We start from the raw sequence: 24,875 nt of genomic DNA on the forward strand, positions 1-24,875 counted from the left end.
GCATAGTTCAGGCCCATGGCATGGACGAGCAAAGCCGGATCTTCCGCCGCGCCTCCAGCCTCGAAAAATCCGGGAACTTTTCCGTTGCTGTCCTGTCCAATCGGATAAAGGATGATAAAACCCGAAAAAGAGGAGGACAGCCATGAAGGAAAAAAAGGGTCTGATGTCGAAGAGCGGAATTTTCTCGGACGCGGGTGCGCAGGCGCGTCGTGTCGGTTTTTGGGCGGCGGTCTTGATGCTCCTGGCCTGGGCGGCATTCCCGGCATCCTGGACGCTGCCGCCGGTCTGGGGGGCGGCGGAGGGCGGGGATGAGGCGGGGCGCACCCTCTCGCCCTATTTCGTGGTGGTGAACGGGGAGCCGGGAGTGGATGCCCTGCCGCTGAAGGAGACCCGGGCGGAGGTCGACATCGCCGGGGTCATCGCCGATGTCCGTGTGACGCAGGTCTACCGGAACGAGGGACGCCGGGCGATCGAGGCCCTCTATGTCTTCCCGGGCTCGACACGCTCCGCGGTCTATGCGATGAAGATGACCATCGGAGAGCGGGTGATCGAGGCCCGGATCGAGAAGCGCGAGGCCGCGCGCAAGGCGTATGAACAGGCGCGCGACGAGGGCCGGACGGCCTCGCTCCTCGAGCAGCACCGCCCCAACGTCTTCCAGATGAATGTTGCGAACATCCTGCCCGGCGACGAGATCCGGGTCGAGATGTCCTATACGGAGATCCTGGTCCCGGAGGACCGGGTCTACACCTTCCTCTACCCGACCGTGGTGGGGCCGCGCTATCAGCGTCCGTCCGAGGCGGAGGGCGAAGGCGCGGAAGGGTGGGTCCAGAACCCCTATCTCCATGAGGGCGAGCCGGCTCCCTATGATTTCGACATCCGGGTCGCCCTGAACGCGGGGATGCCGATCCGCGAGGCGAAGTGCGGCACCCACCGGGTGGACATCCGCTACGAGGGCGATTCGCGCGCGCTCATCCGCCTCCATGACACCGAACGGCAGGGCGGCGACCGCGACTTCGTGCTCCGCTACCGGCTTGCCGGCGATGCCGTCCACTCCGGGCTCCTGCTCTACGAGGGCCCGGAGGAGAACTTCTTCCTCCTGATGGCGCAGCCCCCCGAGCGGACGGTCCTTGCAGAGGTCCCGCCGCGGGAGGTGATCTTCGTCGTGGACGTCTCGGGCTCGATGCACGGCTTCCCGCTGGATGTCTCCAAACGGATGCTCCGTGAGCTGATCTCCGGGCTGCGGCCGAGCGACTGCTTCAACGTCCTGCTCTTCGCGGGCGGCTCCATGGTCCTGGCGGAGCAATCCCTCCCCGCCACCGCTGAAAACATCCAGAAGGCCATCGCCCGGATCGAGGAAGAGCGGGGAGGAGGGGGGACCGAACTCCTGCCGGCCCTCGAGCGCGCCATGGCCCTGCCGCGCTCCGAAGGCTTTTCGAGGTCGATCCTCCTGGTGACGGACGGCTATGTCAGCGCGGAGCCCGAGGCCTTCGATCTCGTGCGGCGGGGCCTCGGGGAGGCCAACCTGTTCGTGTTCGGCATCGGTTCGAGCGTCAACCGGCACCTCGTGGAGGGGCTCGCCCGGGTCGGCATGGGTGAACCGTTCGTCGTCCTGCGGGAAGGCGAGGCCGCGGAGACGGCCGCGCGCTTCCGCCGGCTCGTGCAGTGGCCCGTGATGACCCGCCTGCACATGGCTTTCCCTGGGTTCGACGCCTATGATGTGGAGCCTCCGGCGATCCCGGACCTGATGGCGGATCGCCCTATCGTGTTGGTCGGCAAGTGGCGCGGGAAGGCCGAGGGTGCGGTGACCCTCGAGGGGTTGACTGGCGCGGGGAAGCCGTATCGGATGAGAATCCCGGTAGAAAAGGCCCGGACGGCGGCCTCGTGCAGGGCCCTGCGCTACCTGTGGGCCCGGCAGCGGGTGGCCCTCCTCTCCGACTACAACCGGCTGCAGCCGTCGGACGAGCGGATCGAGGAGGTCACCGAACTCGGCCTCCGGTACCATCTGCTGACGGCCTACACCTCCTTCGTGGCTGTGGATTCCGTGGTGCGTGAGGAAAGCGGGGAGCGGACGACCGTCAAACAGCCTCTGCCCCTCCCGGCGGGCGTATCGGACCTGGCCGTCGGCGGCATGGCCCCGATGGGCTCGGCCAAGATGTTGAGCCTGGCGCGTACGACGGCCGCCCCGCAGGCGGCGCACGAAGAAGCCGCCCCCGGGGTGGCGGGCGGACCCGACCGGAACGGCGCGGCTGAGGGGCGGAACGATGAGGCGGTCGAACCGTCGATCGTCGGCGAAAAAAGGCCCGCAGAGCAGGCCCGATGGGCCATCGGAGCGATCACGGCCCCGGATGGGCTCGATGAGGCCGAGGTGCGGCGCGTGGTGGCCGGGCAGATCGAGGTCTGGGCCGCCTGCCTGGATGGAAAAGGGATTGCGGCCCGCAAAGGGGACCGCGTCACGGTCCGGTTCCGCATCGATCCGTCCGGGCGGGTGAAGGACGTGTCCTGGAGCGGGCTGTCGGGGGAGACGGAGGCGTTCCGCCGCTGCCTCGAGCAGGCGGTGGAGGCCTGCCGCTTTGCGGCGCGGCTGGGAGGGGAGACGCTGAAGGTTGAAGTCATCCTCGAGCGGATGAACGGATAAGCGACAGACAGGCCCAGGGATGGGAAGCGGCCGCCTGCGGCGGGGATGTCACCCCTCGCAGGCGGCCGGTCTCATTTCTGGATGGCGTACTGGATGGTCACGACGGCCTTGACGCTCTTTTCAATGGAACTGGTGTCGTACATCCCGTAGCTGGAGATCTCGGTCGAGTGGACGGGGGTGACCTGAAAGACGCCCTGGGAGGCGGACTTCAAGTCGCCGACGTGGATCCCGCTGCTCCCGGCGAACTGCTCGGCCCTGAGGCGGGCGTTGCTCGTGGCTTCCCAGAGGAGATCGATCTTGATCCGATCGAACTCCGAGGTGTAGTACTCGGGCGGGAAGGAAGTGAACGCGATCCCCTCGCTGATGAGGGAGGTGGCGTCCTTCGAGAGCTGCGCGATTTTCCGGACATCCGGGGAGTTGACGGTCAGGGACTGCTCGAGGACGTAGCCGGCGATCTCGTGGGTCTGGTATCCCTTTTCGTTCTGACGGTACTGCGTCATGGTGTTGACGGAGGACAGCTCGATCTGTCCGGGCTCGAGCCCGTTCTGGACGAGATAGGCCCGCGCCCGCTCCATGTCCCTCGAAAGGGTCTCGTAGCATGCCCTCAGGTCCTCGCCCCGGGCGGTCACCTGCCCTCTCCAGACGGCGATGTCCGAGGTGACCCGCCGTTCGGCGAACCCCTTGACGGTGATCGTTTCATTCGAGCGCTTCAGCCGCTCCAGGGTCGTCGTCACCAGGAAGGCCGTGGCGATCATGCCGAAGGCGAGCGACAGACCGAGCAGCAGCAGGCCTAGACGGTCGTAAGGGCGGTGGATATCGTTCATCCGGGGCCTCCGTGCGAAAGGGTTCGACCATTGCGTGGGGCCAGGCGTCGTGCGGTGAAAGGCGGAAGAGGCCGATCGTCGAAAAGCCCCCGGCGATGCCGTCGGAAATCCGGCATCCCCGGGGGTTCGATCTCGATCCGGCGGGGTTTAAACCTGAGGCCTCGGAAGCATGCCGGCCCTTTCGGCGATTTCGGGCACGCGGTGCTCCCACTCGATCGCCATCAGGTGCACGCCCGCGACGCCTTCCATCTGCTTGAACTCCTCGATCTGCTCGAGGGCGAAGAGGATGCCCTCCTCGGCGACCTTCCCTTTGCCGGCGCCGCGCAGGCGCTTCAGCAGCGAGTCCGGGACATCCATGCCGGGGACCTGTTTCGCCATGTACGTCGCCATACCGACGCTTTTCATCGGGGTGACGCCGGCGAGGATGTAGCACTTTTCGTGCAGGCCCATGTCGACCACCTGCTTCATGAAGGCGCGGAATTTATCCATATTGTAGATGCACTGGGTCTGGATGAAATCCGCTCCGGCGGCGATCTTCTTGGCGAGCCGGTAGACCCGGAACTCGAAGGGGTCGGCGAAAGGGTTGGAGGCCGCTCCGATAAAGAGCTTCGGGGGTACGTCGACGTCCTGCCCGTTCAGGAACTTGCCGTCGTCCCGCATGGTCTTGACCAGGTTGATCAGCTGCATGGAATCGATGTCGAAGACATTCTTCGATTCAGGATGGTTGCCGAACTTCTGGTGGTCCCCGGACAGGCAGAGCATGTTGCGGATTCCGTGGCTGTAAACGCCCAGGATGTCGCTCTGCATGGCGAGGCGGTTGCGGTCGCGGCAGACCATCTGGAAGTTCGGTTCGATCCCTTCCTGAAGCAGGATCAGCGACGCGGCCCAGCTGGACATCCGCACGACAGCGGTCTGGTTGTCCGTGACGTTGACGGCGTCGACGACGCCTTTCAGATGATGGGCTTTTTCCTTCAGGTGCTCGACATTGGCCCCCATGGGAGGTCCACACTCACCGGTAAAGGCGAAATGTCCCGCTTTCAGTACCTTTTCAAGATTGCTGCCTGATTTGTATTCGCTCATTTTACCAGCTCCTCCCTGAACAGTTTGCGCGGGCCTCCGTCCCGGGCCGTGGTCCAACTCTTGGGCGGTCTGAATTGGAGGAGGTCTTCAAGACGCCCCTGAGCCATCAGCTTCCGGACGATCAGATCCCACACGCAGTCGACGTCCTTGGCAATCTCGCACTTGCCTCTGGCGGATCCGCCGCAGGGGCCGTTCATCAGACTCTTGGAACAGCGTGCGATCGGACACATCCCGCCGAAAAAGTGGATGACGCAGGTGCCGCAGCCGGCGCAGCGCTCTTCCCAGATGCCGTGCTGGACAGCTCCCCCCATAAACCGCGTGTTGACTCCGGGGAAGATCCGCTTTTCCGGGTAGCGCTCCGAGAGAAACTGGGGGCCGACGCCGCACGCGATGGAGACCACTCCGTCATAGCCCTCGATCCTGTCCTTGACTTCTTCGATGTATTCCGGATCGCACTGCCGCTCGAGCGTGTGCTCGCCGACCTCGATCCGACGTCCGGCTTTGGCGGCGGCGATTCTGAGCGCGGAGGCCAGGATGCCCACCTCTTTCGAGCCTCCGACGTTGCAGACCGTGACACAGCCTTTGCACCCGATGACCAGGACCCTGCTGCAGTCCTTGACCATCTCGACCACTTCTTTGATGGGCTTTGGTTCAGCGACTATCATTACTTGTACCTCGCAGAGTATCTAGGGTTTCACGCGTACTGGGTTGGGACCGAGCTCCTTGATCCGGTTCAGCATCTCATGGGCGACGTCCACGAAACGCCGTCCCCTTCCGGCGGAGAGATTGTAGATCTCGATACGTTCCGGCTCCATGTCCAGTTCCTCCAGCACCTTTTTGACCTGGGCGACCCGCTTGGCCGCCTGCGAGATGCCGGAGATGTATTGACAGCTGTCCGTCTGGCAGCCGGCGACATAGACACCGTCCGCGCCGTTCTCGAAGGCCTTGAGAAGGTGGAGGGTCTCGAGCCTTCCAGTGCATGGAACCTGAACGACCTTGACGTTGTCCGGCATGGTCAGCGACATGCTTTCCGCGACGGTGGCCGCCGATGAGGCGCAGTTCGAACAACAAAAAGCGATGATTTGGGGTTCAAAATCAGTCATTGCAGCATCTCCTTTAAACACCTGGTGTCATTGACCTCTCTAATGCGGGGACACCGGTTAGTTCGTTTCCATGAGGATGGAAGGCGCCTGGTTCAGCATCTGATCGGAGACGCCGGGCATTACAATGGCTTTGCCGGGGCATTCCGCGACGCACATACCGCAGCCTTGGCACAACGCGGGGTCGATATAGGCGGCTCCGCGATCGTGATCGATATAGGGCACGTGGAACGGACAGGTCCGCACACAGGTGCAGCAGACCGCGCATTTTTCGGGCCGCACCTCGGCCACGAGGACCGCCGCCTGGACGGTGTCCTGCTTCAGGGTCTCCAGGGCCCGGCCTGCAGCGGCCTTGGCCTGGGCGATGCTGGCGAGGGTGTCCTTCGGGTAGTGCGCCAGGCCCGCCTGGAAGATGCCTTTGATCGTCGTATCGGAGGGCTTCATCTTTTCGGGCGATTCGGCGAGGAAGCCGTCCTCATCCAGGCCGACCCGGAAAAGCGTCGGCAGGGCGGCGTTGTTGGGGGCCGTGATGGCGGTCTGGAGCGAGATGAACTCCGCCGGGAGGGCCAGGTCTTTGCCGAGGATCGGATCGAAGACCGTCACCGTGAGCCTGCCGTCGGCAGCCGTGACCGCCGGTTTGTGCTCGAGGTCGTAGCGGATGAAGACCACGCCCTTCTGGCGGGCGGTCCGGTAGAGTTCCTCGCGTTCGCCGAAGGTCCGCATCTCCCGGTACAGGATGTAGATATCCATGTTCGGGTTCTTTTCCTTGAGGTCGATGGCGGTCCGTACGGCGAACCCGCAGCAGAGGTTGCTGCAGTGGGGCCGTTCGGGCTCCCTCGATCCCACGCACTGGATGAAGACACCCGATGAGGCCGACTCGAGCGCCTTCGGGTCCTTCAAGAGCTTCGTGCTGAGCTCGTTCCACAGGTAGACCTGGTCATTCCGACCGTAGAGATACTCGACGGCCGGGACCGGATCGCCGCCCGTCGCGAGCACGGTCACACCGTGGGCGAGCGGCAGGGTCTTGCCTCCCTGCTCCAGGGTGCTCAGGAACTGCCCTTCGAAGCCGTGGCTTTCCTTGACCGTGGCGCCGGTCAGGACGGTGATGAGGCTGTTCTTCTGAACGGATGCGAGCAGGTCCTTCAGGTAGGCCTGAACATCGTAGCCCTGCCAGGTGGACCGGACGTGAAGCGCGTGTCCCCCCAGGGCGGCGTCTTTTTCGACCAGCGTCACCGGGAACCCTTCCCGTGCGATCGCCAGAGCGCTTTCCATCCCGGCCAGACCCCCGCCGACGACGAGCGCCTGCTTGGTCACGGGGACTTCCCGGACCGGGGTGGGGGTGCTCAGGGCGGCGCGGGCGACGCCCATGCGCAGCCGATCATTCAACTGGGTGTCGGCAGCGATGTCGAGCACCCGCAGGTCGACCAACTCGAACAGGGCCGGATTCAGGCCGCTGCGCTTGAGCGCCTCTTCGAGCAGGGCCTTGTGGATGAGCGGCGTGCAGCTGGCGAAGACCAGGCGGTTGGCGCCGGCGGACTGGATCGACTGGACGAGCTGATCCAGGAATGTGCCCTCCATGCCGGCGACGGAGGCCACCTTCGGGAGCTTGGACGTGAAGGCCTCGATGCGCTTGCCGATGCCGGGATCCATGCCAGGGCAGAGATGGTAGGCGACGAGGATCTTGGGCTCCGCGTCAGGGTCGGCAACGATCTGCGGATACATGACGGGAGGGGCGAGGGCCGCCGGGTCCAGGACCGCTGCGATCTCGGCCGCCACGGCGTTGGCCTGGGTGATGGACTGGCCGATATCCAGAGGGCCGGACATTCCGCCGCAGGTAAAGACGCCCGGGAGACTGGTGCCGACCGGCTGGAAGGGGGGCGTGGCCAGGAAGCGGTCGGGGCTCAGCTGCAGCCCCATCTTCTCCGCCAGGGCGATCGCGTCCGCCGCCGGTTTGAGGCCCACTGAGAGGACGATCATGTTGAAGGTCTCTTCTTGCAGCGTGCCGGCTTCGTCGGCGTAGGTCAGTTTCAGGTCGTCGCTTCCGGGCTCGGGGTCCACCGTGTGGATCCGGCTGCGGACGAGGCGGATGCCGCGGGCCTTGGCATCGTTCAGGTAGGCCTCGAAGCCCTTGCCGTGGGTGCGCATGTCCATGTAGAAGATGACGGGTTCGACGTTTTCGTCGACGTCGACGCTGTTGACGGCCTCCTTGAGGGCGTACATGCAGCAGACCGACGAACAGTAGGGGGCGTCGCAGCGGTTGATGTCACGCGATCCGACGCACTGGAGCCAGGCGATCTTCTGCGGGGACTGCCCGTCCGACGGCCTCTTGACGATGCCTTTCCCCTGGCCGGTCGGCTTCTGGAGCTGTTCGTATTCAACGCTGGTGACGACGTTCGGGTAGCGGTGATAGGCGTAGGTGTCGTGCTGGGAAGGATCGAAGGCCTCGATGCCCGCTGCAAAGACTACGGCGCCGGCCTCGAGCTGTTTGGCGACGCCGCCTTGTTCCACGTTCAGGGTGAATCGGCCCAGTTCGCCCGATATTCCGGTGACCTGAGTGTCGGTCAGGACGTTGACATTGGGGTTTTGCTGGCACGCGGCGATCTTGGGGTTCACCTTGCAGCAGGCGCAGAGGGGGTAGAACCGGTGGAGATTGGGGATCATCCCGCCCAGGGTTGCCATACGTTCGACCACGTGGACACCATATCCTGCGTCAGCAAGGGAAAGGGCGGCCTGTATTCCCGCGATGCCGCCCCCGATAACCGCTACAGAGCCCTTGGGTTTATTTTGACTCATGACATTCTTTCTCCTGCTTCTCAGCGTTGAAGTGTTGTTTCGAGAGATTCGTCTCGAAGTCGGTAAAATCGGATACCTCGATGCGAAGGAGCGGTTCCCGCCTTCGCGCAAACCCGGCGCCCCTCAGGAGCCGCGGAGAAATCGGCCGACCTGTGCTCTCTTCCGCGTCCGCCCGAAAGGGCATGAAATACCCATTTGGGGCATTATGTCACTTGTGAAAATCGTTACATGCCACAAGGGCTGGGAGGTGTCAAGGGAAATGTGTCTCGACGACAGGGGCCCGGATGCCGCGGCGGCGTTGGGTAATCGCTTGATAAATGACCGGGAATTTGATAAAAAGTCTGCATGCGCAAACGGTCTTTTCAGGATCGCGCTCAGTCCCGTCCCTTCGGGGCGGACCCCGGTTTCTTCGCGCCCTTCGGGCACTCAGCCCCACCGCCTCGCGGCGGGGCCCGGTGGCCGCTCGGCCTTTGGCGCTCGGTCTCGGGGGTGGCGGCGGATTTCACGGTGGCTGAGCGCAGCCCCGTCGAGCGTGTGGTTTATGGCGGACTGCCGCCCGCGCGAAGGCTGCAGGGCCAGGCGGGGGCGGACGGCGAATGTGCAAGGGGGATGATGGAACGTGCCCATATATGAATATGAATGTCGGCAATGCGCCAGGACTTTCCAGGCGTTGATCATGAAGAAAGAGGACGAAGAGGGCCTTTCGTGCCCCGGCTGCGGGGGGAAACAGTGGAAGCGGCTCATTTCACGCGTCAGTTTCCACGTCTCGGAGCAAGACCGGCTCTCCTCTTTCGATCCGTCCGCCCGCAAGGATGACGGATTTTTCAAGGATTCGCGCAATATCGGCCTCCATGCCAAGAAGAGGGCACAGGAGATGGGCGTCGACCTCGGGCGCGGCTTCGAAGAGAAGCTCGAAAAACTACGGACCGATCCGGGAAGCGTCATCCGGGATTCGGAATAAGAGCGGCGGATGCGGCCCCCCGCCTGAAACCCGCTCGGGCGTCTTGTCCGCCCCGGCCGGCCGGGGGTGAGGAGTGAGGTCATGATGAAGCGGAAACCGGGGGATGTCATCCTCGTCTATTACCAGGATGCCCCCGCCATTTACGCCCGCATCGAGGCGATCGAACCCGATGTGAAGCCGGGGTGGTGCCAGGTGACGCTCCTTTTCCTGAGTGTGCCGAGCCAGGTCGTCCGGTGGATCCTGCGCGAGTCTTACGTGGACGGCGAGTCTTTCACCATGGGAGGCCAGGCTGTCCGCCTCGAAGAGGTCAGGGCAACGCCGCCGGCGACGGCGCCGGAGGGCCCGCCGGCCGAAAACGGGGAAGGGCGGAAGGGTGCCGCCCGCGTCATTCCTTTCAAGAAACCCTCCTGATTGAAAGGAGGCGCTATGCCCGGGGGCCGAGTCCGCAGGGGAGGCTGCCCCGGCGTGTTCACGGGTGGAGAACGGAGCTGCGAAACATGGGAAAATGGGAGATGTTCATCATTCGGCTCGTGCTGGCCGTGGGGATCGCGATCCTCATCGGCCGATTCTTCTTGCAGGGCCGTTCGTTCTGGTGGACGCTGCTGCTGGCGGTTGTCCTGCTGGGGTTGGCCTATTTACAGGAGTATTTCAGGTTGCGCGACAGAAGGGGGAACCCATGACCACGAAAAAGTTCGTCTATGCATTTGAGGCGGGGGACAGCAAGAACAAGAAACTCCTGGGGGGCAAAGGGGCCAATCTCTGCGACATGACGCAGATCGGGCTTCCGGTTCCGCCGGGGTTCGTCATCACCACCGAGGCGTGCCTGGCTTACCTGGCCCAGAAGAAGAAGGGGCTCGACGCGGAGCTGATGGGGCAGATCAAAGGGGCGATGGCGGACCTCGAACAGAAGACCGGCAAACGCTTCGGGGATCCGAAGAACCCGCTGCTGGTCTCCGTTCGCTCCGGTGCGGCCATCTCCATGCCCGGGATGATGGACACCATCCTGAACCTCGGATTGAACGAGGAGACGCTGCCCGGGCTCATCGAGCAGACGCAGAACGAACGGTTCGTCTACGACGCCTACCGGCGCGTGATCCAGTTGTTCAGCTCGGTCGGGCTGGGGCTCGGCGACGAGCTCTTCGACGAGATCTTCGAGGCGGTCAAGAAGAAGTACAAGGCGGCCCAGGACATCGATCTGGATGCCGAGGGCCTGCGGGAGATCTGCGGCCGTTTTCTGCACGCCGTGCAGGAAAAGACGGGCGCACCGTTTCCGCAGGACCCCTATGTGCAGCTCGAGATGGCCGTCGAGGCCGTCTTCCGCTCCTGGATGGGGAAGCGCGCCGTCGACTACCGCAGGGAGTTCGGGATCACCAATGAGATGGCCAACGGGACGGCGGTGAACATCTGCACCATGGTCTTCGGAAACATGGGCAACGACTGCGCGACCGGTGTGGCCTTCACGCGGAACCCCGCCACCGGTGAGAACCGCCTCTACGGCGAGTACATGCTGAACGCGCAGGGGGAGGACGTCGTCGCGGGCATCCGCACCCCGAAGCCGATCCGGGAGCTGCGCCGCGAGATGCCCGAGGTCTACCAGGAGCTGGAGAAGCTCCGGCACACCCTGGAGAAGCGCTACCGCGAGGTGCAGGACTTCGAGTTCACGATCGAGAAGAACAAGCTCTACTGCCTCCAGACCCGGAACGGAAAGATGAACGCGGCGGCCTTCATCAAGACCTCCATCGACATGGTGAACGAGGGGCTCATCACCGAAGACCAGGCGATTCTGCGCATCAAACCGGACATGCTGGCCCAGCTTCTCTATCCGCGGCTGGACCCCGAAGCGAAGGTGGACGTGCTGGCGACCGGCCTGCCCGCCTCTCCCGGCGCCGCTTGGGGCAAGATCGTCTTCGACGCCGACCGGGCCGAGAGCAAGGCCAAGCTGGGCGAGAAGGTCATCCTGGTCCGCGAGGAGACCAAACCCGACGACATCCACGGCTTCTTCGCCGCCCAGGGGATCCTGACGAGCCGCGGCGGCAAGACCAGCCACGCGGCCGTGGTCGCCCGCGCCATGGGCAAACCGTGCGTCTCGGGCTGCGAGACCATGGTGATCAACTACGCCGCGCGCGAGGCCGTGCTCGCCGGAGTCCCGCTGCGGGAAGGCGATGTGCTCACGATCGACGGGACGACCGGAAACGTCTTCCAGGGAAGGGTCCCCACGATCGAACCGGAGTTCGTCGAGGATCTGCTCGTACTGCTCGAATGGGCGGACGAGATCAGCGAGCTGGAGGTGATGGCGAACGCCGACACGCCCGAGGCGGTCAAGAAGGCCAAGAAGTACGGCGCGATGGGCATCGGCCTGTGCCGGACGGAGCGGATGTTCAACCAGCCGGACCGTCTGCCGATCGTCCAGGAGATGATCCTGGCTGAGACCACCGACGAGCGGCAGGCTTCGATCAACCGTCTGCTGCCTATCCAGCGCGAGGATTTCAAGGAGATCTTCCGCATCATGAACGGCTATCCGGTGACGATCCGTCTGCTGGACCCGCCGATCCACGAGTTCCTGCCCTCCGCCGACGAGCTGATCCAGGAGATCACCCACCTCCGCGAGCTGCGCAAGACCATCGAGGGGATGGCGACCCTCCCGGACACCCTCAAGATGCTGGATCCGCAGCTGCACGAACGGTATTCGGCCAACCTCGAGGCGATCACGCTCGGCCTGGAGGAGCTCAAGAACAAACACCTGGCGGAGACCCTGATCGACAACAAGGAGGTGATCCTGAGGAAAGTGCGCGCCCTGGCCGAGACGAACCCGATGCTCGGTCACCGCGGCGTCCGCCTGGGGATCACCTACCCGGAGATCTACGCCATGCAGATCCGGGCGATCCTCGAGGCCGCCGCCGAGCACATCAAGACCGGCGGGCGGATCAGCCCCGAGATCATGGTCCCGCAGGTCTGCACGCTCGAGGAGCTCAAGTGGGTGCACCGCTACGTGAGCCAGATCCACAAGGAGGTGGAGAAGAAGTTCAAGATCAATGTGCCGTTCCACTTCGGCACCATGATCGAGGTGGTGCGGGCCTGCATGCGCGCCGGGCGGATCGCGGAGCTGGCGGAGTTCATGTCCTTCGGAACCAACGATTTGACCCAGGCGACCTTTTCCTTCTCGCGGGAGGACGCCGAGAACAAGTTCCTGCCGCTTTACAAGCAGCACGAGATCCTGCAGCACAACCCGTTCGAGGTCCTGGACATCAAGGGCGTCGGCCGGCTGATGATGATCACGATCGAGTGGGCCCGCAAGACCCGCCCCGACATGAAGGTCGGCATCTGCGGAGAGCAGGGCGGGCATCCGGACGCCATCCGCTTCTGCCACTACATCAAGATGACCTACGTGTCGTGCTCCCCGCCCCGGGTCCCCATCGCCCGGCTGGCCGCGGCGCATGCCAAACTGACGGAGGCGGAGTTCAGCGTGGTGTAGCCCCGCCGGAATCCGCTCGAAGGCGACAGGAAAAGGCCGGAGGTTCTTCCCCTGCTCGATCAGGGGAAGGGCCTCCGGCCTCTTGCTTCCGATCCGGCTCCTTTGGCGCAGACCGCCTCTTTACCGTCGTTCCGGGCGGAACGGGAATCCCGCTTCGGGCGGTGGGATCCCGGGGGGGCCTGTTCACCCCGGCGGGTCAGTAAGCATAGTGGAAAAGGTCGTAGATCCGCTGGGCAAGCCGGTGGAGATCCCGCTCGTCTTCCGGGAAGGAAGGCGCCGAATCGTCCAGGGACTTGAGGATGTGCTGGTCGATCAGCTGCGCCGCGTTCTTGAAGGTGACCTGCGAGAGGGCCTCCAGGTTGCGGATGATGCCGAGCTTGTGGTAGCGCAGTCCGAGGTTTTTCATCCGCTTGAGGGCGTCCCCCTTCTGACGGCGTTCGCCTTCGTCCCGGAGCGCTGCGCGCACGGCGACCCAGTAGGCCTCGAGGAACGTGCGGGCGAACCCCGCCCAGATGCGGAGCATCTCGATCCCCTCCGCCCTGACGCGGTATCCCTCCGATTCCCGCTCATAGAAGATCAGCCGCTTTTCCTGGAAATAATCCAGCCCCGAGGCCACGGCCGCGACATCGTCGTGCGTCTCCTCGAAGATGAATTCATATTGGAAGAGCCTTCTCAGAAAGCGGTAATCCTCCAGGACCCCTTGGTGGGTCTTGATCTCTTCGGGCCGGCTGATGAGGGAGACGCCCACGAAGGCGTGCGAGATGAACCAGTGGATGATGCTGTTCTTGTAGTATTCGAGTTCGAGCTCCCGCTCCTTTTCGATGAAGTAGAAGGTCTCCTCCCCGGAGACGTCCTCCAGCTGGTTCACCACCTTCCAGCCGATCAGCAGGTTCAGGGTCTCCTCCACCGCCTCGTCGAAGGATGACAGGCTGCCGGCGACGGGGACCTTCTGCCCGCCGAGGAACTCCAGGAACTCCCCGGCGGTGGCCTTCAGTTGGCTCAGGAGGAAACCGTGCCGGTGCCCGGTGAGCAGCGCGGCGGCTATGAGCGCCAGCGGGGTGGCCAGCGTCACGTGGTTGATGGCCTGGATCAGATGGGAGGCCAGCCGCCGGTGGTCGCCCGGTTCGAGCTCCCGCCCGGAGGCGCGGATGTAGTCGCTGAGAGAGATGGGCTGTCCGAAGCGGATGTAGATCTTGCCGTACTTGCGTTTGAGGAAGCGCCGGGCCTTCAGGATCTGGAAAAAGCTCTCCCGCTCCTTTTCCCCCCCGCTCAATTCCTTCAGATAGGCCTTCTCTTCGAGGATCCGGTCGTAGCTGATCGAGGCCGGGACGAACAGCAGGTCTTCACAGAAGCCCTCCTGGTAGGCCTCGAGCAGGATCGACAGGAAGCCGATCTTGGGGATGATCAGCTTGCCGCTGCGGCTTCGTCCCCCTTCGATGAAGAACTCCAGCGGGTAGCCTTCCTTCAGCAGGGCCTTGATGTACCGGGCGAAGATGGTCGCGTAGAGGCGCGCCCCCTTGAAGGTCCTGCGTATGAAAAAGGCCCCGGACTTCCGGAACATGTGCCCCATGGGCCAGAAGGCCAGGTTCTGCCCCGCGGCGACCCGGGGGATGTGCATGTTGTAATCGTAGAGGATGTAGTTGAGCACGAGGTAATCGACGTGGCTCTTGTGGGAGGGGATGTAGATGAGCGGGCCCTGGCCGGCGGCCTTTCTCACCCTGGCGAGCTCGTTCGGCTCGACTTCGATCCCCTCGTAGATCTTCTTCCACAGCCAGCTCAGCGTCAGGTGGAAAAACTGGATGTAGGCGCTGTTGTAGTCGGCCGCGATCTCCTCGTAGTGGGCGGCCGCCTTTTTCTTGACCTGTTTCACGGCCCTGGGGTTCCCCTTCGCGCTGTGCTCGATCAGCTGCATGACCTTCGGGTCCCGCAGGACGATCTCCTTCAGCTGCTGGTGCGATTTCATGATGGGGCCGAGGATGACCCGCTTCTGCTGGTCGATGCGGTTGATCATCTCCTGCCGGATCTCCGCGGCCGCTGCCTCGGGGGAGAGGTCGGCCGCGCTCGCGGCGAGGTATTCCTGCAGATTCAGCGGCTGCCCGAAGTCGATGAAGGCCCGGCGGTGGTAGCGGAAGAAGAGGACGATCTTGCGGATGATCCCGGGGTTTTCCTTGAAACCGAAGAAGATGTCCAGGATGCCGGGGTGCTCCTTTTCCGGGGCCTTCTTGTAAAGGATGAGCTGCGGGATCATGAAGATGGGGCGGTCCATGGTCTTCTGGGTCTCGATCAGCAGCTGCATCGGGTCCTTTTCGGCGTGGATGAACTGCCGCCGGAACCGCTTGGGGCTCAGCAGCGGGAGGAGGGCCGTGTCCCCCGAGAGGATCGCGTCCCGGAAAAAGGCGCTTTCGTAAGGGTCGGCAAACTTGCCGTTCTTGAAGAAGTGCCCGACTTGAAAGCGGAGCCAGCGGAAAAGCTGCCGAAGCGGAAGCAGCAGGACCATGTTGAGATCGAAGGCGATCTTGGGGTAGGGCAGGCGGCTTCTCAGGAAGCGGTAATGATAGAGGAGATATTCGAGTCTGCCGCGGTACTTGATGGCGTAGACCACGGTCCCGTCGCGGTTCATCTGCCTGAGCTCTTCGGTCATGTTCTCGTCGAAGCGCACGTGGCGGAAGAGCCGATAGAGCAGCCAGCTCAGGAAGAAACCGGGCTTGTAATCCAGGACGAAGGGGAAAAAAGGCCCTTTCTGCTTCTGATTCATGAGATGCTCACCTTTCCGTGTCAATTCACGAGGCTTTGCGTGGGCGCCGGGATCCTGCCGCCCAGGCGGATGAAGGTGGGGTCTCCATTGGCGCCGTTGACCGGCATGATGGTGGCCTCCCCCAGCAGCCCCCCGAAGAACGCCTTTTCCCCGGCCCGCTTCCCGGGCACCGGGATGAGGCGGGCGGCGGTGGTCTTCTTGTTGACGACGCCGATCGCCATCTCGTCGGCGATGATCGCGGCAAGCGTTTCGGCCGATACATCCCCCGGCACGGCGACCATGTCGAGCCCCACCGAACAGACGCTCGTCATGGCCTCGAGTTTTTCGAGGCTCAGGAGGCCGCTGCGCGCGGCCTCGGCGATGTTGCTGTCCTCGCTGACCGGGATGAAGGCGCCGCTCAGCCCCCCCACATAGGAGCTCGCGAAGGCCCCGCCCTTTTTCACGGCGTCGTTCAGAAGCGCCAGCAGGGCCGTCGAGCCAGGCACCCCGATGGCCTGCAGCCCGAGGCTCTGGAAGATCTCCCCGACGCTGTCGCCCACGTCGGGGGTCGGGGCGAGGGAGAGGTCCACCACGCCGAACGGGACCCCCAGCCGCTCGGCCACCTCACGCCCGATCAGTTCGCCGGCCCGCGTGACCTTGAAGGCGGTCCGCTTGATCAGCTCCGAAAGCCTTCCGAGGTCGAGGCTGGGCTCCACCGCGCGGGCGCGGTCGATGGCGCGTTTGACGACGCCCGGTCCGCTCACGCCGATGTTGATGACGGCGTCCGGCTCCCCGACACCGAGATAGGCGCCGGCCATGAAGGGGATGTCCTGCGGGATGTTGGCGAAGACGCACAGCTTGGCGCAGGCGATGCCGTCCGCCCCGGCCGAGGCCGCTGCCGCGGCCTTGATCGTGCGCCCCATGAGGTAGACCGCGTCCATGTTGATGCCCGCCCGCGTCGAGGCCACGTTCACGGAGGCGCAGAGGCGCTCCGTGCGGGAAAGGGCCTCCGGGAGGCTCTCGATCAGGGCCCGGTCGCCCCTCGAAAACCCCTTTTCGACGAGGGCGCTGAACCCGCCGATGAAGTCCACGCCGACCTCCCGGGCGGTCCGGTCGAGGGCCTCCGCGATCCGCACGAAGCCGGGCGCGGAAAAAGGGGCGCCCGCCACGGCGAGGGGGCTGACCGCGATCCGCTTGTTCACGACCGGGATCCCGTATTTCTCGCCGACCTCGGCGCAGACCTGCACCAGGGGGGCCGCCAGGCCTAAAATCTTCTCCCGAATCCGCGCCATGAACCGGTCCGGATCGTCGCTGGCGCAGTCGAACAGGCTGATGCCGAGGGTCACCGTGCGCACGTCCAGGTGCTCCACCTTGAGCATCTCCAGCGTGGCCAATATATCCTGGTCATTGATCATGATCGGGTCTCTCCATCTTTAATCTTATAGGAGGCGGAGCGGCGCTCGCTCAGATGCGGTGCAGGGCGTCGAAGATGTTCCTGTGCTGCAGGCTGAGGGCGAGCCCCAGCTCCTCGGCCCGGGCGTGAAGCGCCTTGCGGAAGGCGGCCGGATCGGTGTACACGGGCACATCCACTTCGTAGATCATCGTGTTGCGCCGGGGATCCTCTCCGCCGCGGAAGATGGCCTTGAGGTTCACGATGTTGGCCCCGAAGGCCGCCATGACCTCGCTGATCCCGGCGATCAGACCGATGCGGTCCGCCCCCATGGTGGTGACGATGAAGGGCTGGCTGGCCGCCGGAGGGGCAGGGGGGACGCTCTTGTCGAGCGGCCTCGCGAAGGTGCTCAGCCCCATCGGTCGAAGGGCCCGGTCGAGGGCCGCCTCGATCCCGTCGAGGGCCGCCGCCTCGGGCAGGGAGACGATGACCACTCCTGCGAACTCCGTCTGGAGGATGGTCTGGCTGACATCTTCGATGTTGCAGCCGTTGTCGGAGAGGGTCCTCGATATGGCCGCCATGATGCCGGGCCTGTCGGTGCCGAGCACCGAGATGATCGCCTTTTCCATGGGGGGTCTGTTCCTCCGGCCGGGAAGAAGGTGTAGTGTTTCCAAAGACCGGTACACGCTATGCCGACCGTCCGAAAATGTCAATCCTGACGGTTCCGCAACGCGTTCGCGGGCCCTTCCCGGAAGGCGCTCATTGGACTGCCTTGTTGACAAACGAAGGCGTATGTTTAAGAATAAACTTAAACATACCGATGCGCACGCATCCCTTGGAGGGAGCCATGTACAAACCCATGGTGATATCCGGACTGACGGTCGACCCGGTGACCAACAGCCCGATTGTCATATTGAAAGAGATCGACGGCGAGGAGACCCTTCCGATCTGGATCGGGCTTCTGGAGGCTACGGCTATCGCCAGCGAGCTCGAAGGGATCAAGTTTTCCAGGCCCATGACCCATGACCTGTTCCGGAATCTCCTGGAGATGGTCGGGGTCAAGATCCAGAAGGTGGAGGTCTGCGACCTGAAAGACAATACGTACTTTGCCATGATCCATTTCTTGCATGAGGGCAAGGAGATGACCATCGACGCGCGGCCGAGCGATGCGCTGGCGGTTTCCCTGCGGGCCAAGGCGCCCATCTTCGTATCCGACGAGGTGATTCGGAAGTCGGGACAGATCGATCTCAAGGCGGAGGCGGAGGACAAGTCCGAAAAGGGCAAGAAGTGGCAGGAGATCCTCGAAGGATTGAACCCGGAGGACTTCGGCAAATACAAGATGTAGCGGCGGCCTTCGCCGGTTCGGGACCCCGCGGGTTCCCGCGAAATGAGCCCCTCCTGCGTCCCGGGGCCGAGGCATTCAATCGCTGCGAGGTCCGGCCCCATGTTCGAAGTCGTCGGAAACCTTCACATCCACTCCCGCCATTCGGACGGCACCGCCGAGGTGCCGGAGATCGCCCGGGACGCGGCCCGCGCCGGATGCGATTTCATCCTGATGAACGACCACGCCCACATGGCCGGCGGGTTGCACCTCGATGAGGCCGGCTATTACGGACGTGTCCTCGTCCTCATCGGCCAGGAGATCGGCCACCGCTTCCACCACTACCTGGCCTACAACCTCAACGAGTGGATTCCGGGGCATGCCGACGGCCCCCAGACCACCATCGACCGCGTCAAGGCGCAGGGCGGGATCGGCTTTCTCGCCCATCCCTTCGAGAAAGGCATGCCCTTCAGAGACGGCGGGATCGCCTACACCTGGAACGACCTGACCGTCAGGGACTTTACAGGCATCTGCATCTGGAATTTTTCCTCCCGCTGGAAGGAGCGCGTCAAAGACATCCCGACCGCCCTCTACTGCCTCCTCTTCAAGGCCTTGAGCCTGAAAGGACCCAGCGAAGAAACACTCGCCTATTATGACCGCTGCTGCCTCGAGCGCCGTGTGACGGCGATTGGCGGCTCCGACGCCCACGGCTCCTTTTTCCGATTGGGCCTCCTCCGTTTCAGGCCCTTCTCTTACCGCCGGCTTCTCCGCTCCATCGATGTGCACCTCCTTCTCGATGCGCCCCTTTCCCGAGACGTAGACACCGCAGCCCTCCAGATCTACCGGGCCCTCCAGAAGGGAAGCCTTTACGTGGCCCACGACGGCCTGAAACCCGCCAAAGGCTTCCGGTTCGCCTTCGTCCCCGATGAAGGCGACCCCCTCCCGATGGGTGCGGAGGCCCCCTTCCGCCCCGGCCGCCTCCAGATCAACCTGCCGCGCCCCTCCCTCGTCCGAATCATCCGCAACGGCCGCCTCTTGCAGGAGCGGACCCTCCTCGATGCTCACCTTCCCGTACCAGGCCCCGGCGTCTACCGCCTCGAGGCCTGCCTCCGCCGCCCCCTTTTCGGCCTCCGCCCATGGATCTTCTCGAACCCCATCTACCTCCGCACCCCCTCTCCGGATCGTTGACACACCCCGCCCCCCTGTGCTAATGAAAAGCCTATCCCCCCGATCCAGGGACACTCGGACGGCGCCCCTCACCGCCCCGGCTTCCCCGAAATCGTCGGAGGCTTCCCGCTTTCTCTCTCCATAAGGTGAAACACCCCCTGCCTGGGTGGCGGAACTGGTAGACGCAAGGGACTTAAAATCCCTCGGTCCTTAGGGCTGTACGGGTTCGATTCCCGTCCCAGGCACCAATAAGATCAATAACTTACGATACAACAAGCAGTGAATTTTTGTTTTTCGAGCAGCTGTGGCGAATATTTTGCGATATCGCGGGCAGGGGCAGCCCATTGTGAACACTTCTTAGCAGGTCAATTTATTCTGCGACACGTTGAAATGAATTTTGCGACAGAAAATCCGCCCCCGGTCGCAGGGCGCAAAAAACCTGTTCGATTCGGCACCCCGAATCGACAGGCCAAATCCACTCACCTTTTTAAAGAGTTCAGAAGTTTCTGATAAGCAATTCCTTTCCGTCTGTCAGTCCTTTTTCAGCCACCGAATACTTCAACTCAATAGGCTGAACATCGAACCGCCTGAAGCATTTTCGCATTTCCTGATGATCATTGATGCTCAGTATGAACCTGGATTTGATCCCGCCCAGAATCTCCGCCATCTCCTGGTAATCCGCCAGGACGAGATTATGGGCGTAAAAAGGTGCCTTGAAATAGGGCGGATCCAAGTAAAAAAGGGTTTCACTCCTATCGTATTTCTTGATGAAGTTCTGCCAGGACAGATTTTCAATCGTCACTGCTGCAAGCCTCAGATGAACCTCGGATAGCTCTTCCTCTATACGAACCAGGTTGATCCTTGGCCTGCTCATTGGCGCCGTTCCGAATGTCCTTCCTCTTACCCGACCCCCAAAGCAAAGCCGCTGCACATAATAGTAGCGGGCAGCACGCTGGATATCTGTCAGGCCTCCGGCCGGCAGCTGGCGCTTCCAGTCTTCGAACCATTCCCGGGATGCCAGGACCCATTTGAACTGGCGCAGGAACTCCTCGAGGTGGTTCTGGAGCACCCGGTAGAAGGCTACGAGGTCGCTGTCGAGGTCATTGATTACCTCGTACTTCGAGGGCGGTTTCCGGAAAAACACCAAGGCCGCCCCCGCGAAAACCTCGCAGTAGGACTTATGCTCCGGCATCATCTCGATTATCATCTTGGACAGCTTTGATTTTCCGCCGATATAGGCAAGTGGGCTGTTCACATCTCCCCCCTTTACATGCGATGCCGCTTCTGCATAAAATGCCTCCCGCCCGGCCGGGCACAGGGGCAGCAGCTTCGGCTGTGATCCGTTGTTGGCGCAACGGGTCGGTGGGGAGGTTGTGCTCCCTGCCTGCTCCTGATAAACTTCAAATCTCTTTCGGATTTTTCATGCTGCTCCTGGAGCCACATTGACCCAGTGCTGCATCCAGTCCTCGATGTCCATCACCTGTTGGGATTTGATATGCCGTCTTTGCTCACCGCACCGAATGACCACGTCATCAAGAATCGACGATAAAACCTCGGGGCGACCTTTCACATAGGCCATAAATCTCCCCGCGAAATCCCGGCCGCCATGAAGATATGCCGCGATGCAGCGGTTTCGCACCCAATCAGTGTGGTTCCACCTGTATCCCCTTTTTTCCGCGTAGTGGTAGAGCGGCGGGCCCGGTATGATGTTGATGTGGTAACCGAGCACGGCCAGGCAGAAGTTCAGGAAATTCTCCCCGCCCCCGTAAATCCCCAGCTCCGCCGGCCAGCCCCCAAGCCGGTCAACCAGGATTTCGCGCGTGATCATCACTCCGCATGTGCTCATGCAGGGCACCCGGTACGGCTTTTCCGCCGGCCGGTAGCGGCTGAAGGAATAATGGGCAACGCCCTTTTCCGCATCGGCAACCAGTTTGTAGATCAATTCCCGGCCCGTCCGCTCGAGCATGTAGGAAAGGGGCAGATGCAGGGTTCCGTGAAGTGCCTCGTGGTGCGCCTCGTAATATCGGTACATCCCCACCAAAGCTCCTTGGCTCAAGATGCAGTGCCCGTCGCAGAAGAACAAAAAAGGCGCGTCGGTAGCCCGCACGGCCGCCATTTTGGCGTTCCAGTGGGACAGCTTGTCCGAATAAGATAGACAGGTTACCCTCTCTTGAATCCGTGCGATCTCGGCCATATACTGGCCGCCTTTATCCGCCGGCCGGCCCTGGGCAGCGACCTCCTGGCAGTAGTTGTCAACGGCAATGATCTTGTAGTCGATCCCAGACCCATTGAGCTCACACATGAGGTTTTGGACTGTGAAGGCGATCTGCGGGTACTCGTTGACAAATGGTATGACGATGGCCAGTTCGGTCACGGCTTTACCCCCTCCACTCGAAAATCACGGTTTCCCATGCCGTGGGTCCGACCATGCCCGACATGGACGACTCTAAAGCCGCAGGATATCATCAGCTCTGCCGCGGTTTCTTTCGTGTAGCCCCATCGGTGGCTCCATTCATCACCCCACTTGTCCACGTGGGGCTGATTTCCGTAGAGCCCGCAGATCAAGCCTGCAATGTCATTTCCGTAGTGCTGGTACATGCCGAGGATGTCCGGCCCCTCGAGGATGAGGCGCCCGCCTGGGCGAAGGAGAGCGAAGCAATCCTGCAGCATCTTCTTGGCTCCGGGCGGCCGGAAGTGCTCCACCACGTGGGAGCTCAGAATCCCGGCGAACACCCCAGCAGGGAGAATATCCGCCACGGCTTCGATGCGCCCTATGACATCGGTGCAAAGGCCGCCGCGCTGGAACTCGGTCATGTCGTAGTTGATATGGTCGGTCTTGAGCATTTCACCGGATCCCAGGTTAAGCCTCGGATCCGCGAGGCATCGCTTCTGATCCACCGACCCGGGTGCACACCCCCTCCTGCAGACCGCACAAAGCTCGTCGTTCAACGGGCACCCCTTTCCGCGGCCTCCTGGGCCGCTGCAGCCACTTGGGCCACGGTGATTTCCTTCATGCACCGGCGTTCCAGAAAATCCACGCACGGATCCGGGTTGTAGCAATAGCTGCATGGCAGCGGGTTGCAGATGTTCACCTGCTCCTCGTATCCGTTCCAGGCCGGATCCGCAAACCCGCCGAAGACAACCACAGCGGGGACCCCGAGGGCCCGGGCAATGTGGCTGAGCCCTCCCTCGGCGCAGACCACGGCCCGGTAGGAGCCGACCACGCGCACCAGGTCGGCCACTGTTTGGCATCGCGGGATCGGCTCGAATCCAGGCATACCGGATAATTCCAGGAACCCAGGCCAAACCTTTTTGTTCCACCAATGTCCCTTGTGTCTCACCTGGACTCCGACCCGGGAACGCCAAACCTCCCGCTCCCACCCTCCGGCGAGATAGATCTCCGGTTTGAGCTCCGGGGGCTCGAGTTCCAGCCCGTAGGCCTTCGAGACAATCTCCCAATCACTCAGGATGTGGTGCCGGGTTGGCAGAACCCGGTGAATCGGATCCGGGTAGCCGAGGAACACCCCGTCCCGCCCCTCGTTGATGCCGTCCACAAAGGGGCTGGCCGCGAGGATTGCCGGGTGATTTGTGTTTACCACCACTCTGGCTCCCGGGCAGGTCTCCTTGATCCGCCGCAGAGTCGGTGTCAAGAAGAGCAGGTCGCCGATGCCGTTGAAACTCTTGATCCTAATTTCCACGCGTCTCCTCCAGCATCGGCAGATATTCATTGTGATAGAGCCAATCCCAGTTGTACCGACGCCTGGCATAGTCCCTGGCGCTGATGCTCAGATCCCGGCGCATCCGGTCCAATATGTCGCGCGCGATTCCGGCGAAATACTCCTCCGGGGCAGCAATCACATATTTCTGTCGGTGGCTCCCGAAGTGATAGAACAGGGCCCGGCCACCGGCGACCTCCCTCTGCATGGGGAGGCTCTCGTTGAGCACCAGGAGACATCCGGCCAGGGCGGCCTCGGGTACTACCAGGCCGAAGGTCTCTTCCTTCGTCGGGAAAATGAACAGGTTCGAACAGGCAAAGAGTTCCCGGACCATCCGCTTGGGGATCCCGATTTCCCATTCCGGCCGCAGCCGGCAGGTGAACGTGACCTCTTGCCCGACGATCAGCCCTTGCTCGACGGCCCAGACCTCGAGGCCCGCAATCGCTGTCTTGCGCTCCGGCGTGGTTGCGTGCTGAGCTGCGATCAGAAGACAGACGCTGGCCCCCTGGCTTTTGAGAGCCGCGAAGATTTGGATGACCTCTCGCGCCCGCTTGGCGTGCAGGCGGTCGGCGCCGGCCGGCAGGATCTGAACCACCTCGGCCTGAAGCAGCCCCGGCACCCGAGCGATCACCTCGCAGGTCTCGGGGCTGAAGTCATGAAAGGTCCGGAGGTCCTTGACATGGTGGATTGCCAGAACATCCTCGGGCCCGCCGCGGTATTTGTTGATCACGCGCGGGAGGTCCGTTTTATTTGGGTATACCACCTTGTGGTTGCCGATCGGCTTGTACTCCCGGATCCGCCGCCAGTGCCTATCATTGGCCGGCACACTGTGGATCCAGTGGAACCACCGTACCTCCGGCAGATGCGGCCCGGCCTGCTTGACGCCCTGACCGTAGGGCACGTTCCAGCCGGTGTAGATCCAGTCATGCGTGAAGGCGGCGTCAAATCCTGACAGCGCTCCCTCAAGGAAGGCCTGGGTTCGATCGGCAAGGACCTGGCCTTCCGGCTTGAGGGGTTCCATGTGTTTGTAGTCGATCAAGGGCGCCGCAGGCACCTCCCTGCGCAAAGTGACGCCGGCCGGCAGGTCGAAGGGCCAGGCCTCCACCAGGTCGAATTTCTCTGAAACGAACAGATGAACCTCATGATCATAGGCAGCTAGCATCCGGGCCTGGTCCAGCACAATGCCTGTCAGGCTGTAGCCCGGGTTCATCCGCTTGAAGTTGGTCAGGATGGCGATCTTCACTTCGGCACCCCCGGCACCACCGGCTTCCATTTCCCGGATCCGGCATGATAGGCCAGGATATCCCCGTCAGCCCGGCCGGATATATCGACGTCCAGGAGAGCGCTCAGATAGAGCAGCGTGTTGTTGAGCCTTTCCCAGTTGCCGTTATGATGCTCCAGCCAGTCAGTATCGCCGTACTCGGTTGTTTTCAGCCCGCTCGGGCTCAAGGTCGTCGCCATGCAATCTCTCCTATAAAACGACCGCTTCCCATTTTGCGGATTCGGAATTCCAGCGCAGCACGGCGCCATCGGCAAGGCTGGTCGCGTCGACATCCAGCAAGGCGCTGATTTTGAGCAGTTTCTGATTCAGCAGATCCACGTTTTTATTGTAGATCGCCACCCAGTAAGGCTGCCCGTAATCGGCGGTTTCAAGCTTTGTGGCGGCCAAGATCGTCATGCTG

22 protein-coding genes and 1 tRNA gene are annotated in these 24,875 nt (G+C 62.8%); 8 read left to right on the top strand and 15 right to left on the bottom strand.

Translation table 11 applies throughout. The annotated features are described in order from the left end of the window. Window positions 1-142 precede the first annotated feature (142 nt). Window positions 143-2,635: a VIT domain-containing protein gene (locus H567_RS22915; RefSeq protein WP_051184447.1), complete on the top strand. Its 2,493-nt coding sequence runs from the start codon at window positions 143-145 to the stop codon at window positions 2,633-2,635. Window positions 2,636-2,706: 71 nt separating this feature from the next. On the opposite strand, the gene H567_RS0103575 is transcribed toward H567_RS22915, so the two are convergent. The 5 genes from H567_RS0103575 to H567_RS22920 all read right to left on the bottom strand — a co-directional run bounded on the left by H567_RS0103575 (window position 2,707) and on the right by H567_RS22920 (window position 8,432). After that, the gene (locus tag H567_RS0103575; protein ID WP_051184448.1) at window positions 2,707-3,459 is read right to left on the bottom strand and encodes an SIMPL domain-containing protein; all 753 of its coding nucleotides are present in this window, start codon (window positions 3,457-3,459) and stop codon (window positions 2,707-2,709) included. A gap of 147 nt (window positions 3,460-3,606) precedes the next feature. Continuing rightward, the gene (locus H567_RS0103580; protein WP_028320349.1) at window positions 3,607-4,539 is read right to left on the bottom strand and encodes a methylenetetrahydrofolate reductase; all 933 of its coding nucleotides are present in this window, start codon (window positions 4,537-4,539) and stop codon (window positions 3,607-3,609) included. After that, window positions 4,536-5,204: a methylenetetrahydrofolate reductase C-terminal domain-containing protein gene (locus H567_RS0103585; protein WP_028320350.1), complete on the bottom strand. Its 669-nt coding sequence runs from the start codon at window positions 5,202-5,204 to the stop codon at window positions 4,536-4,538. Before H567_RS0103585 ends, H567_RS0103580 begins: the two co-directional genes overlap by 4 nt. Before the next feature lie 21 nt (window positions 5,205-5,225). Then, entirely contained in the window at window positions 5,226-5,642 is a 417-nt protein-coding gene (locus tag H567_RS0103590) for a hydrogenase iron-sulfur subunit (RefSeq protein ID WP_028320351.1), read from the bottom strand. Between the two features lie 57 nt (window positions 5,643-5,699). Further along, window positions 5,700-8,432, bottom strand: a complete 2,733-nt coding sequence (locus H567_RS22920; RefSeq protein ID WP_084516831.1) for an FAD-dependent oxidoreductase — start codon at window positions 8,430-8,432, stop codon at window positions 5,700-5,702. A 619-nt stretch (window positions 8,433-9,051) separates the two neighbouring features. Between H567_RS22920 and H567_RS0103605 the strand changes: the two genes are divergently transcribed. The 4 genes from H567_RS0103605 (at window position 9,052) to ppdK (ending at window position 12,865) form a co-directional block, all read left to right on the top strand. Then, window positions 9,052-9,393, top strand: a complete 342-nt coding sequence (locus H567_RS0103605) for an FmdB family zinc ribbon protein (RefSeq protein WP_084516833.1) — start codon at window positions 9,052-9,054, stop codon at window positions 9,391-9,393. Between the two features lie 81 nt (window positions 9,394-9,474). Continuing rightward, window positions 9,475-9,804, top strand: a complete 330-nt coding sequence (locus H567_RS22930; protein ID WP_051184450.1) for a hypothetical protein — start codon at window positions 9,475-9,477, stop codon at window positions 9,802-9,804. Between the two features lie 86 nt (window positions 9,805-9,890). Further along, the gene (locus H567_RS0103615; RefSeq protein WP_028320354.1) at window positions 9,891-10,073 is read left to right on the top strand and encodes a hypothetical protein; all 183 of its coding nucleotides are present in this window, start codon (window positions 9,891-9,893) and stop codon (window positions 10,071-10,073) included. After that, window positions 10,070-12,865, top strand: a complete 2,796-nt coding sequence (gene ppdK, locus H567_RS0103620) for a pyruvate, phosphate dikinase (protein ID WP_028320355.1) — start codon at window positions 10,070-10,072, stop codon at window positions 12,863-12,865. The genes H567_RS0103615 and ppdK overlap by 4 nt, the downstream gene beginning before the upstream one ends. A 196-nt stretch (window positions 12,866-13,061) precedes the next feature. On the opposite strand, the gene H567_RS0103625 is transcribed toward ppdK, so the two are convergent. From H567_RS0103625 to H567_RS0103635, 3 genes are read right to left on the bottom strand one after another with little or no spacing between them, the layout of a single operon-like run. Next, on the bottom strand, window positions 13,062-15,620 hold the full coding sequence (locus H567_RS0103625) for a 1-acyl-sn-glycerol-3-phosphate acyltransferase (protein WP_028320356.1): 2,559 nt from the start codon (window positions 15,618-15,620) through the stop codon (window positions 13,062-13,064). A gap of 20 nt (window positions 15,621-15,640) precedes the next feature. Next, entirely contained in the window at window positions 15,641-17,014 is a 1,374-nt protein-coding gene (locus H567_RS0103630; RefSeq protein ID WP_028320357.1) for a PFL family protein, read from the bottom strand. Between the two features lie 49 nt (window positions 17,015-17,063). Continuing rightward, window positions 17,064-17,618 carry a glycine cleavage system transcriptional repressor gene (locus H567_RS0103635; protein ID WP_028320358.1) on the bottom strand — a complete coding sequence of 185 codons (555 nt, stop codon included), beginning with the start codon at window positions 17,616-17,618 and terminating at the stop codon, window positions 17,064-17,066. A gap of 218 nt (window positions 17,619-17,836) precedes the next feature. Here H567_RS0103635 and H567_RS0103640 point away from each other — a divergent pair, with 218 nt between their 5' ends. The 3 genes from H567_RS0103640 (at window position 17,837) to H567_RS0103650 (ending at window position 19,725) form a co-directional block, all read left to right on the top strand. Further along, window positions 17,837-18,334, top strand: coding sequence for a bifunctional nuclease family protein (locus tag H567_RS0103640; protein ID WP_028320359.1), 498 nt, complete (start codon window positions 17,837-17,839; stop codon window positions 18,332-18,334). Window positions 18,335-18,433: 99 nt separating this feature from the next. Further along, entirely contained in the window at window positions 18,434-19,498 is a 1,065-nt protein-coding gene (locus H567_RS0103645; RefSeq protein ID WP_028320360.1) for a CehA/McbA family metallohydrolase, read from the top strand. A 139-nt stretch (window positions 19,499-19,637) separates the two neighbouring features. Next, window positions 19,638-19,725 (top strand) — tRNA-Leu (locus H567_RS0103650). Between the two features lie 248 nt (window positions 19,726-19,973). Here H567_RS0103650 and H567_RS0103655 read toward each other — a convergent pair. The 7 genes from H567_RS0103655 to H567_RS0103685 all read right to left on the bottom strand — a co-directional run bounded on the left by H567_RS0103655 (window position 19,974) and on the right by H567_RS0103685 (window position 24,871). Beyond that, entirely contained in the window at window positions 19,974-20,732 is a 759-nt protein-coding gene (locus H567_RS0103655; protein WP_028320361.1) for a DNA adenine methylase, read from the bottom strand. Window positions 20,733-20,897: 165 nt separating this feature from the next. Then, window positions 20,898-21,851, bottom strand: coding sequence for a glycosyltransferase family 2 protein (locus tag H567_RS0103660; protein WP_028320362.1), 954 nt, complete (start codon window positions 21,849-21,851; stop codon window positions 20,898-20,900). Then, the gene (locus H567_RS0103665) at window positions 21,848-22,426 is read right to left on the bottom strand and encodes a class I SAM-dependent methyltransferase (protein ID WP_035253298.1); all 579 of its coding nucleotides are present in this window, start codon (window positions 22,424-22,426) and stop codon (window positions 21,848-21,850) included. The genes H567_RS0103660 and H567_RS0103665 overlap by 4 nt, the downstream gene beginning before the upstream one ends. Continuing rightward, a complete protein-coding gene (locus tag H567_RS0103670; RefSeq protein ID WP_028320364.1) occupies window positions 22,423-23,175 on the bottom strand; it encodes a glycosyltransferase family 9 protein in 753 nt (250 codons plus the stop codon). Before H567_RS0103670 ends, H567_RS0103665 begins: the two co-directional genes overlap by 4 nt. After that, window positions 23,165-24,466, bottom strand: a complete 1,302-nt coding sequence (locus tag H567_RS0103675; protein WP_035253300.1) for a glycosyltransferase family protein — start codon at window positions 24,464-24,466, stop codon at window positions 23,165-23,167. The genes H567_RS0103670 and H567_RS0103675 overlap by 11 nt, the downstream gene beginning before the upstream one ends. Further along, window positions 24,433-24,654: a hypothetical protein gene (locus H567_RS0103680; RefSeq protein ID WP_028320366.1), complete on the bottom strand. Its 222-nt coding sequence runs from the start codon at window positions 24,652-24,654 to the stop codon at window positions 24,433-24,435. The genes H567_RS0103675 and H567_RS0103680 overlap by 34 nt, the downstream gene beginning before the upstream one ends. 10 nt (window positions 24,655-24,664) lie before the next feature. After that, window positions 24,665-24,871 (bottom strand): hypothetical protein, encoded by a 207-nt coding sequence (locus tag H567_RS0103685; protein WP_028320367.1) that lies wholly within the window; start codon window positions 24,869-24,871, stop codon window positions 24,665-24,667. Window positions 24,872-24,875: the final 4 nt, after the last annotated feature.

This window comes from Desulfatiglans anilini DSM 4660 (genome assembly GCF_000422285.1).
Classification (GTDB): domain Bacteria; phylum Desulfobacterota; class DSM-4660; order Desulfatiglandales; family Desulfatiglandaceae; genus Desulfatiglans; species Desulfatiglans anilini.